Annotated in this window: 10 protein-coding genes; 4 read left to right on the plus strand and 6 right to left on the minus strand. The window is 71.7% G+C overall.

The window, feature by feature from the left end; all coding sequences use genetic code 11:
• Nucleotides 1–786: sporulation protein (locus F8271_RS26925; RefSeq protein ID WP_151492667.1), on the minus strand; the 786-nt coding region annotated here is incomplete at its 3' end.
• 231 nt (nt 787–1,017) lie between these two features.
• On the opposite strand from F8271_RS26925, the gene sigB reads away from it, so the two are divergent.
• Nucleotides 1,018–2,034, plus strand: coding sequence for an RNA polymerase sigma factor SigB (gene sigB, locus F8271_RS26930; protein ID WP_151492660.1), 1,017 nt, complete (start codon nt 1,018–1,020; stop codon nt 2,032–2,034).
• Nucleotides 2,035–2,087: 53 nt separating this feature from the next.
• On the opposite strand, the gene F8271_RS26935 is transcribed toward sigB, so the two are convergent.
• Genes F8271_RS26935 through F8271_RS26945 form a run of 3 tightly spaced genes read right to left on the minus strand, consistent with a single transcriptional unit; the run spans nt 2,088 to nt 6,759 of the window.
• A complete protein-coding gene (locus tag F8271_RS26935; protein ID WP_151492661.1) occupies nt 2,088–4,643 on the minus strand; it encodes a bifunctional GNAT family N-acetyltransferase/acetate--CoA ligase family protein in 2,556 nt (851 codons plus the stop codon).
• Between the two features lie 25 nt (nt 4,644–4,668).
• On the minus strand, nt 4,669–5,850 hold the full coding sequence (locus tag F8271_RS26940) for an acetoin utilization protein AcuC (RefSeq protein ID WP_151492662.1): 1,182 nt from the start codon (nt 5,848–5,850) through the stop codon (nt 4,669–4,671).
• 48 nt (nt 5,851–5,898) lie between these two features.
• On the minus strand, nt 5,899–6,759 hold the full coding sequence (locus tag F8271_RS26945; protein WP_151492663.1) for a sulfurtransferase: 861 nt from the start codon (nt 6,757–6,759) through the stop codon (nt 5,899–5,901).
• 100 nt (nt 6,760–6,859) lie between these two features.
• Between F8271_RS26945 and F8271_RS26950 the strand changes: the two genes are divergently transcribed.
• Entirely contained in the window at nt 6,860–7,549 is a 690-nt protein-coding gene (locus F8271_RS26950) for a metal-dependent transcriptional regulator (RefSeq protein ID WP_151492664.1), read from the plus strand.
• Between the two features lie 20 nt (nt 7,550–7,569).
• Here the strand turns inward: F8271_RS26950 and F8271_RS26955 are convergent, their stop codons facing one another.
• Nucleotides 7,570–8,118, minus strand: a complete 549-nt coding sequence (locus F8271_RS26955) for a hypothetical protein (protein WP_151492665.1) — start codon at nt 8,116–8,118, stop codon at nt 7,570–7,572.
• Nucleotides 8,119–8,206: 88 nt separating this feature from the next.
• Nucleotides 8,207–8,461, minus strand: a complete 255-nt coding sequence (locus tag F8271_RS26960; protein ID WP_151492666.1) for a DUF5522 domain-containing protein — start codon at nt 8,459–8,461, stop codon at nt 8,207–8,209.
• 272 nt (nt 8,462–8,733) lie between these two features.
• On the opposite strand from F8271_RS26960, the gene F8271_RS33445 reads away from it, so the two are divergent.
• Both F8271_RS33445 and F8271_RS33450 read left to right on the plus strand, forming a co-directional pair.
• On the plus strand, nt 8,734–9,537 hold the full coding sequence (locus F8271_RS33445; RefSeq protein ID WP_225854783.1) for a hypothetical protein: 804 nt from the start codon (nt 8,734–8,736) through the stop codon (nt 9,535–9,537).
• 92 nt (nt 9,538–9,629) lie between these two features.
• On the plus strand, nt 9,630–10,097 hold the full coding sequence (locus F8271_RS33450) for a carbohydrate-binding protein (protein WP_357951736.1): 468 nt from the start codon (nt 9,630–9,632) through the stop codon (nt 10,095–10,097).
• Nucleotides 10,098–10,383 lie beyond the last annotated feature (286 nt).

A 10,383-nucleotide genomic window follows, 5' to 3' on the forward strand; every position in this document is an offset into this window, starting at 1 on the left:
GGAGAAGAGGCCTCGGCGGGACAGGGACTGGCGGAGCCAGGTGTCCAACTCGGCGGTCCAGTCGGTGCGGTCGGCGGTGGCGTGGTCGACCGTGAACCGGCCGAAGGCGTCCCGCCCCTCGGTGAAGACGCCGCCGCGCTTGTCGACCTCCAGGACCACCTGCATCTGCCGCTCGTCGGCGATGAAGGTGACCTCCAACTGGTTGATCGAGCGGGCGTACTGCGGCGCCGGGCCGAACTCGATCTCCTGGTAGAACGGCAACGTCTGCCGTACGCCGTAGATGTGACCACGCTCCACATCGGCGCGCGCGAACCGGAAACCGAGTCGTAACAACGCCTCCAGCAGCCGCTCCTGCGCCGGCAGCGGGTGCACCGACACCGCGTCCAGGTCACCCTTGTCGACCGCGCGGGCGACCTCCAGCTCGGTACGCAGCCCCATCGTCATGCCGTGCAGGTGCTGCCCGTACAGCTCGGTGACCGGCGTCTCCCACGGCACGTCGAAGCGGAACGGGAGGTCGTAGCGCTGCCCCGGCTCCAGCCGGAACGCGCCGGTGACCCGCTGGCGGTGGAACTCCTGGGTGGTGTCGTAGTCGTTGTCGCCACTCTCCACCTCGACCCGGGTGACCAGGCCGAGCGTGACGTGGTCGATGTCGACCTGGTGGTCACCGCCGAGCACCTGGATACGGCCCTCCAACTGCCCGCCGGGGCGGCAGTTCGGGTTGGCGAGCACCGTCTCGACCGACGGACCACCGACACCCATCGCCTTCATGAGCCGCTTGAAGACCACACCGTCCTCCATCTGCTGTCCCGCCGACCCGGGCTGGCCGACCGTCCGCAACGTAACCGGGCCGGGCAAGCAGCCAACGGGACGACACACCGCGGCAGCGATCGGACCGAAGTGCTGTCGGGTGCCCGATCGCCTCACTCCCGTTTCACGTCCCGCCCGCCAAGCTGTGTGTCACACCGGCACCACTGGGCCGGAGACGCGGCACAGACGTGGATACGGGGAGAGACAGAGATGGCCCTGCAGATGACGGAACACCGGACGCGCCCCACCACCAGCATCGACACCGACGGGGCCGTCGACGCCCTCGCCGACCTTGACGCCACCGATGAGCGCGGCATCTCCACCGACCTGGTCCGGGCGTACCTCAACGGGATCGGTCGGACGAAGCTGCTGACCGCCGCGCAGGAGGTCGACCTGGCCCGACGCGTCGAGGCCGGCCTGTTCGCCGACGAGAAACTCGCCACCTGCACCCCGGTCTCCGAAGAGCTGCGGGCCGACCTGGAGCTGATCGTCGCGGAGGGCCGCGCGGCCAAGGACCACCTGCTGGAGGCGAACCTGCGGCTGGTGGTCAGCATCGCCAAGCGCTACACCGGGCGCGGGATGGCCTTCCTCGACCTGATCCAGGAGGGCAACCTGGGGCTGATCCGGGCGGTGGAGAAGTTCGACTACGCCAAGGGCTACAAGTTCTCCACGTACGCCACCTGGTGGATCCGGCAGGCCATCACCCGCGCCATGGCCGACCAGGCCCGCACCATCCGCATCCCGGTGCACATGGTCGAGCAGGTCAACCGCATGGTCCGGGCCCGCCGCGAACTGGCGGTGACGCTGGGCCGTGAACCCACGGTCGCCGAGGTCGCCCGGGCTCTGGAGATCCCCGAGCTTCAGGTCATCGAGCTGATCTCCTACGACCGGGAGCCGGTCAGCCTGGACCAGGCCGTCGGCGACGACGGCGAGAGCGCGCTCGGCGACTTCGTGGCCGCGGTGGATCCGCGGACCGAGCCGGGCGACGCGGCCGCGCAGGGCGAGCTGCGCAACGAGGTGAGCATCGTGCTGGCCACCCTGTCCCAGCGGGAGCAGGCGGTCATCCGGCTCCGGTTCGGTCTCGACGACGGCCGGCAGCGCACCCTGGACGAGGTCGGTCGAGAGTTCGGCCTGTCCCGGGAGCGGATCCGGCAGATCGAGAAGGTGACGTTGCTGAAGCTGCGCGCGCCGGAGCGGGCCCAGCGTCTGGAGGCGTACGCCTGCTGACACACCGGCCCTTCGGGGAAGGCCCTGGCGGTTCGCCGGGGCCTTCCACCCGTTCAGAGGCGGCGGGGACCGGTGTCGGGGCGGGCGACCAACCCGCCGACCCGTACCTGGGCGTGCAGGACGGAGATGCCGTCCGGGCGGGCAAGCACCGGGTTGAGGGTCAGCGACCGCACCCGCGGCTGCTCGTCGGCGAGCCGCGCCACCCGCAGCAGCAGGTCGGCCAGGGCGGCCCGGTCGACCGGCACCGCACCCCGGTGCCCCCGCAGCAGCGGCGCCGCGCGGGGCTCGTCGACCAGCTCGGCGGCGTCGGTGTCGGTCAGCGGCACCGCCCGCCACGCCCGATCGCCGAGCAGCTCGGTGGCGACCCCGCCGAGACCGAAGCCGACCACCGGCCCGAACGCCGGATCTTCCACCAGCTCCACCACGCAGGCCACCCCGGGCGGGACCATCGGCTGGACCAGCACGTCCGCGCCGAACACGGCCGCCACCTCGGCGTACGCCCGGCGCAGCGTCAGCTCGTCGGGCAGGTCGAGCCGGACCGCGCCGAGATCGAGCCGATGCCGCAGCCCCGGGGCGGCAGCCTTGAGGGCGACCGGGAAACCCAGGCGCGCCGCCGCGTCGACCACGTCGTCGACCGAGTCGGCGGGCACCGACGCCACCGGTTCGATGCCGTACGCGGCCAGCAGCGCGCCGGGGTCGACGGTGTCGGCGCGTAGTGCGGCCTGCGCGGCGTCGGAGTCGACGCGGGGCAGCTCGGGCACCACGCCGGGCGGCCGGCGCAGCCACTCGGCGTACCGGTGCACCCGGGCGAGGGCACGCACCGCCTCCTCGACACCGCCGTACGCCGGCACCCCGGCCGGCAGCCGACCGACGAGGAACGTCGCCACGGTCGGCTTGCCCAGCGCCAGCGCGGCCGGCAGCGCGGCGGTGACGTCGGCGTCCACATCGGTGAGCTGGCCGGGCAGGGGCGGCGCGAACACCACCACCAGGGCGTCCACCCGGTCGTCGCCGGCCGTCTCGGCGAGGGCGGCGGCGAACTCGGCGGCGCCCGCGCTCGACCCCACGTCGCGCGGGTAGCCGGCGGCGACGGTGAGGCCCTGCCCGGCGCAGGCGGTGGCGGCCAGGCCGGTCAGCGCCGAGGAGTTGCCGACCACGCCGACCCGGCCGCCGGCCGGCAGCGGCTGGTTGGCCAGCAGCACCCCCACGTCGAGCAGCTCCGCCACGGTGTCCACCCGGATCACCCCGGACTGGGCGAACAGCGCGGCCACCGCCACCTCGTCCGGGCCGTCGGTGTCCCCCACCCCGACCGGGCGGGCCGGCGAGGCGAGCGCCACGACGGGCTTCGCCCGGCCGATCCGCCGGGCCAGTCGGGCGAACTTGCGGGGGTTCCCGAACGTCTCCAGGTACAGCATGATCACGTCGGTGCCCGGGTCGTCCTGCCAGTACTGGAGCAGGTCGTTGCCGGAGACGTCGGCCCGGTTGCCGGCCGAGACGAAGCTGGACAGCCCGAGGCCCCGCCGGTCGGCCTCGGCGAGCAGCGCCACCCCGAACGCGCCGGACTGGCTGAAGATGCCCACCCGGCCGGCCGGCGGCAGGGCCGGGGCGAGGGTGGCGTTGAGGCGTACCGTCGGATCGGTGTTGGCCACGCCGAGGCAGTTCGGGCCGACCACCCGCATGCCGGCGGCGTGCGCCGCGCGGACCAACGCCCGCTGCACCGCCGCACCCTCCGGACCGGCCTCGGCGAAGCCCGCCGAGATGACCACCAGACCGTGCACGCCCGCGGCGGCCGCGTCGGCGACCACCGCGGTCGCCGCCTCCGGCGGCACCGCCACCACCGCCAGGTCCATCGGCACCCCGGCGTCGACAGCCGAGGGGTACGCGGGCAGCCCTGCCACGGTCGGCGCGCTCGGATGCACCGGCACCACCGTGCCGGCGAAGCCGCCGTCGCGCAGGTGCCCGAGCACCGCCGCGCCGACGCCCTGACCGGTGGCGCTGGCACCGTAGACGGCGATGCCCCGCGGGGCGAGCAGCCGGGCGATCGAACGGGCCTCGGTGCGGTGCTCCCGGCCACGCTGCACCTCCAGCGTCGCCTCGGTCGGCGCGATCGGGAAGCTCAGGTGCACCACGCCGTCGGCGTACTCCCGTTGGACCTGGTAGCCGAAGTCGGCGAAGACCCGCAGCATCGTCCCGTTGGCCGGCAGCACCTCGGCCACGAAGCTCATGATGCCGTTGCGTCGGGCGGCGTCGGCCAGATGCTCCATCAGCACCGAACCGATGCCCCGGCCCTGATGGGCGTCCTCCACCACGAAGGCCACCTCGGCCTCCGGGGCCTGCGGACCGAGCCGCTCGTACCGGCCGACGGCGATGATCTGGTCGCCGGCCAGCACCACGAACGCCTCCCGGTCGCGGTGGTCGACGGTGACGAACCGGATCAGGTCCCGTTCGGGGATGCGCGGGTACGGCGAGAAGTAACGCAGGTAGCGGGTGCGCTCGGAGAACCGGCTGTGCATCGCCACGACGCCCGGCGCGTCGGCCGGGTCGATGGGTCGCAACTGGACGGTGCTGCCGTCTCTGAGCAGCACGTCCACCGGCTGGTCCACGGTCGTCACCGGCGTGGTCCTCCCCCGGCCCGGCTCAGTCCCGCGGGTCGTGCGGGTCGAGCCCGAGCAGCGGGAAGACCGTCTTGCGGGTGGCCGCGATGGCCCGGTCCACGGCGTTCGGCTCACCGGTCGGCTGCCACGGCTCGTACGACGGGTCGGCGTCGTCGGTCATCCGCAGCGGAATGTCCTGACCCGGACGGCGGGCGGCGGCCAGCGCCCGCCAGGCCGGCGGGGTCAGCGTCGCCGGGTCGATCGGGTCGCCGGTGGCCACCGCCAGCAGGTGACTCCAGGCGCGGGGCACGACCTCGACCAGCGCGTACCCGCCGCCGCCGGTGGCCACCCAGCGGCCGTCGCACAGCTCGTCGGCGAGCGCCCGCAGCGCCAGGTAGGTGGCCCGCTGCCCGTCCACCGTCAGGTTGAGGTCGGCCAGCGGGTCCAGTCGGTGCCCGTCCGCGCCGCACTGGCTGACCAGCACCTGCGGCCGGAACGCGCGCAGCACCGACGGCACGATCGCGTGGAACGCCCGCTGCCAGCCGGTGTCGTCGACGCCCGGCGGCAGTGGCATGTTCACGGCGGTGCCCTGCGCGCCCGGCCCACCGGTCTCGTCCGGGAAACCGGTGCCCGGGAACAGCGCGAGCGGTGTCTCGTGCAGGCTGACCGTGAGCACCCGGGGGTCGTCCCAGAAGATCTGCTGCACCCCGTCGCCGTGGTGCACGTCGACGTCCACGTACGCGACGCGTTCCGCGCCCAGGTCGAGCAGGCGGGCGATGGCCACCGCCGGATCGTTGTAGACGCAGAAGCCGGACGCCCGGGCAGGCATCGCGTGGTGCAGGCCGCCGGCCACGTTCACCGCCCGGCGGGCGTCACCGCGCCAGACCGCCTCGGCGGCGGCCACCGTCGCGCCGGCGATCAGCGCACTGGACTCGTGCATCCCGTCGAAGACCGGATTGTCGGAGGTGCCCAGCCCGTACCCCGCGAAGAGCGGGTCGCGCGGCGCGGCACGCACCGCAGCCAGGTAGGCCGGGTGATGCACGCGGGTGAGCAGGGCGTCGTCGGCGGGCTCCGGCTTGACCACGCGCACGCCTGGGCGGTCCAGGATGCCCAGGTCGCGGGCGAGCGCGACGGTCAGCTCCACCCGGACCGGGTCGAGCGGATGGTCACCCATGTCGTAGGCGAGCAGCGACTCGTCCCACACCACCACCGTGTCGTCGGACATGCGCCCATCGTCGCACGCGGACCGCCGCCGGCCCACCGCACGCGCTGGTCAGCGACCGGGTGTCGGGCCGGAGGCGACCGGCCGCGCCGGGTCGGCCACCCAGTTGCTCCACGATCCAACGTAGAGCGCCGCGTCCGGTCGGCCCGCCAGATGCAGCGCGAGCACCGCCTGCGCGGCGGTCACCCCGGAGCCGCAGTACGCCCCGACGGATCGTCCCTCGGTCACACCGGCGGCGGCGAACCGTTCCCGCAACACGTCGGCCGCCGGGAACCGCCCGTCCGGGCCGACGTACTCACCGGCCGGCAGGTTCGCCGCGCCGGGCACGTGACCGGCGACCGGGTCGATCGGCTCGACCTCGCCGGCGTAGCGGGGCGCGGCCCGCACGTCGAGCAGGACGGCGTCGTCTGCGGCGGCCAGCCGGGCGGCCTGCGCCGCGTCGAGCACCGGCAGGTCACCGGGGCGCACCTCGACGTCGCCAGGGACCGGATCGGGTGCCGTCGTCGAGACGGGTCGGCCGGCGGCCACCCAGGCCGGCCACCCACCGTGCAGCAGGCGCACCGGACGGTGCCCCGCCCAGCGCAGCGTCCACCAGGCCCGCGCGGCGGCCAGGCCGTCGCCGCCGTCGTACACGACGACGGAGTGACCGGCGCGGACACCGGCGGCCCGCAGCGTGGCCTGCAACGCGGCCGGGTCGGGCAGCGGATGCCGGCCGCCGGCGCCGGGCGGACCGCACAGCGCGGTGTCCAGGTCGATGAAGACCGCGCCGGGCAGGTGGCCGACGAGGTAGTCGTCACGGCCGGGCGGCCCGGTGAGCCGCCAGCGGACGTCGAGCAGGGTGGGCGGATCGGCGCGGTCGAGCTCGTCGACGAGCCGATCGACCTCGACCAGCGGCTCCTGGGTACCGGACATGGCGACCATCCAACACCATCCGTGCCGACGGCACGCGGTTCGGCGGCGGTCGCGGGCCATCCTGCGAGGTAGCATCGTGCACCGGAGGGCCGCTGACGTTATGAAGTCTCACGACCTGGTCGACACGACCGAAATGTACCTGCGCACCATCCTCGAGTTGGAGGAGGAAGGTGTGCCGCCGCTGCGTGCCCGCATCGCCGAGCGTCTGCGGCAGAGCGGCCCCACCGTGAGCCAGACCGTCGCCCGGATGGAGCGCGACGGCCTGCTCACCGTCGAGGGTGACCGGCATCTCACGCTCACCGCGCTGGGCCGCGGCACCGCGGTCTCCGTGATGCGCAAGCACCGCCTCGCCGAGTTGCTGCTGGTCAACGTCATCGGCATGCCCTACGAGGAGGCCCACGAGGAGGCCTGCCGCTGGGAGCACGTGATGAGCGACGCCGTGGAGAAGCGGGTGTACGACCTGCTCAACCGGCCGACCCGCTCCCCGTACGGCAACCCCATCCCGGGGCTGGAGGAGCTGGGCTCGCCCGAGGCGGAGACCACCGACGCCGGCGACGGCGAGCGCAACCTGGCCTTCCCCGGCCTGTCCGGGCCGGTCGTCGTCCGTCGGATCTGCGAGAGCGTGCAGACCGACGCCGGCGTGCTGCGCCAGCTGCACGCCGCGGGTGTCGACCCGGGCGCCACGGTGACGGTCGCCCAGGAACGCGACGGGGTGTCGATCGACCGCTCCGGTGACCGGGTCCGGCTGCCCCGCGAGGTCGCCTCCCGGGTCTTCGTCGCCGCCAACTGACCGACGTCGGCCCCCGGGCGTCACAGCGCCCGGGTGTCCACCTTCTTCGCCAACGCGACCAGGTCACCGGTCAACTTCTCGGCCGCCGCCCGCTCGCTACCACGGGCGCCGGTCCAGCTCAGCGTGGCCATCCGGCCGTCGGCGGCGAGCCAGCCCACCTCGGCGACCGGCCCGTGCCCGCTCGCCTCCACGGTGGTCCGCCGGTACGCCTGCTGACCCAGCCCGCTGACCTTCGCCGCCTTGTCGGGCACCACGTCCGCGCCGAAGGTGGCCTTGTCGATCGTGGTCTCGGTCACGCTCAGCGTCAGCTCCGGCAGCGCCGCGCCCTCGGTCCGGACCACGCAGGTGTGCGAGTCGTCGCGGTCGCTGGCCGCCGCCACGTCGAAGCGCACCTTGACCGCCTGCTCGATCACGGTGAAGTCGAGCAGCCGGCAGGCACCGCCCGAGGAGGCGGCCGCCACGTCCAGGGCAACCGGTGCCGGTGGTGGCACCGCCACCGGTGCCGACTCGGCGGCACAACTGCTCACCAGTAGGCCCGCCAGCCCAGCGACCACTATCCGCCCGCGCACGCTCCACCCTCTCGCCGACCGACGGCGGAAGGCGCCCGCCGGATGTCCGTCGGAAACCGTACGGGGTGTCCGGGTCAGGCGGAAGGTCTCATTCTGAGGGTGGATCATCCACGTACGGGCAGTGCCGGCAGCCGCGTCCGCAACACGTGCCGCGGCGGGCCAGGAAGCCGGCGCTGAACACGAACAGACCCGTCGCCGGGTCGGGGTAGCCAGCCTCTCCGGCGGCCAGCGCGGCGCCGTGCGCGGCGAGGATCCGGGCCCGGTCGGGATGTGCCGACACCAGCCGGGACGGGTGCGGCTCGGTGAGCGGCCGGTCGGCCAAGAGTCGTCGCTCTCCGCTCACCGCAGCAGTCTAACTAGACACCTGAATGATCGCCAGAAGGCTGCACTCTTCTACGTATCCGCCGGAACCGGCATGACTATCCTATAATCGACTATCCGGTCATAGCTCGATCTTGCGAATACCCGCCCGAACCCCGCTGGCGCCATCGGGATCGGCGCTACTCGCCGTGGCCGCGGAAGCGGCCGGCAAGATCTCACGCCCGGGCGCGTGAACCGGCTTTCGCGAGTCTCCGTTGTATCAGCACACGAACGGCCATCCCTCCTGGAGAAGAAATGTCGCATCCTTATCCGCTTGCTGGGCACCCGGAGCAAGAACATTCGATCGAATGGGAGGATCAGCTCCCGACAGTGCCTGAATGGCCGTGCAAATGGCCGAAATTTGTAAGTGAAGCAAAATTTTTTGGCGACAGGATGATCGCGCTCCGGGGCCAAGCAGAGGGACTTAAGGCGAGTGATCGAAATTCCTTCAGAGAGGCAATCATCGAGCCTCCGAAAAATCTTTCTAGCGAAGATCTAAAAGAAGTGGCCGAAGTGACTGCCTTGGCCCTCAGGATCAAGAGAACAGGAGATAGATACATCACCTCCGATTGGGGAAAGGCCGACAGGCTCACACAAGTCGCTGCGGAATTGGCCGTAGCGGCAGAGATGCTCGATTTCGGGGTAATCAAGAAGGCTCGCTACACGCCTGATCTTATTGCCGCAACTCGCCAGAGAACCCTACGCGAGACGCAGAAGAAAACGGGAAGCTTTTTCTCACCTAGATACGACATGACACCAGCACTCGAAAGCATGAGGCAAAGCCTCGAATTCATCGACACTGTGGCAAATCGGCAACAACACGCCGCAGTTCCGCGGGCTGCGGCACCGCAAGCCGCGAACCAGCGAGCCGTCGGCGAGGCGCAACGAGCCGCGGCTCAAGCCGCACATATGGTTTCGCCGCTCGTTGCGGAAATCGCGAATTCAAGCGCCCCCGCACAGGCCGGGACTCGCGCATCCTCTACAGCCACGTCGTCGACGACGGCAACGCGGCCAGCATCGGCGCCTTCACCCGGCACCAGCCGCCGTCCTAGGAGCTGACCTTCGACATCCAGACCGACAACCAGGACCAGCTGCTGCTGGACTGGCTGGCGAGCCGCCGCGAGCACGGCCCGAAGGCGCAGTGGCCGGCCCTGCCGGACGGCACCGTCCGCGTACAGGCCGAGGAGTACTCGCGCGACGGCAAGGACGTCGGCTACCACGACGCCGAGGACGACAACAGGGGCGGGGCGCAGCGCACGTACGAGGGCGTCGACATCTGCGACCAGAACGGCGCGATCGACGTGTGCTGGATCCGGGACGGCGAGTGGATGACGTACACCCTGGAGGTGCCGAAGACCGGCACCTACGAGGTGGCGGCCCGGGTCTCGTCGCCGTACAGCCCGGCGGGGCGGTTCACGCTCTCGGTCGACGGGTCCCGGACGACCGGGCCGGTCGATGTGAAGACCACGACCCCGCACGACGCGTTCATGCTCCAGCCGCTGCCGGAGACGCTGCACCTGACGCGGGGCACCTACGAGTTCGTGGTCACCGTGGATCCGGCCGCCTACCAGAACTTCAACATCGACTACGTCGAGTTCCGGTACGCCGGCAAGCGCTGAGCCCTCCGGCCCAGCCATCGTCAAGATCACTTGATGCTGAGTAGTCGAATCGGCTCCCCCACAACCACTCAGCATCAAGTGATCGAGGCGGCCTCCTGCGGCTTGACCTCCGCTATTCAGAGTAGATAGCGGGTATCGAGGGTGATCAAGGAAAGGTGCACCCGACCTGCAAGGATGTGGTTGTCTACGCCATGTCCTTTGTAGAAGCGGGTGCACCTTTCTGGTGAGCAAGTCTATCGGGTGGGATGACCGGCTGTCGGTGACGGCCACAGATAAGAACCTCGTC

The sequence above is a fragment of the Micromonospora sp. ALFpr18c genome, from assembly GCF_008868155.1.
In the GTDB taxonomy this organism is placed as follows: domain Bacteria; phylum Actinomycetota; class Actinomycetes; order Mycobacteriales; family Micromonosporaceae; genus Micromonospora.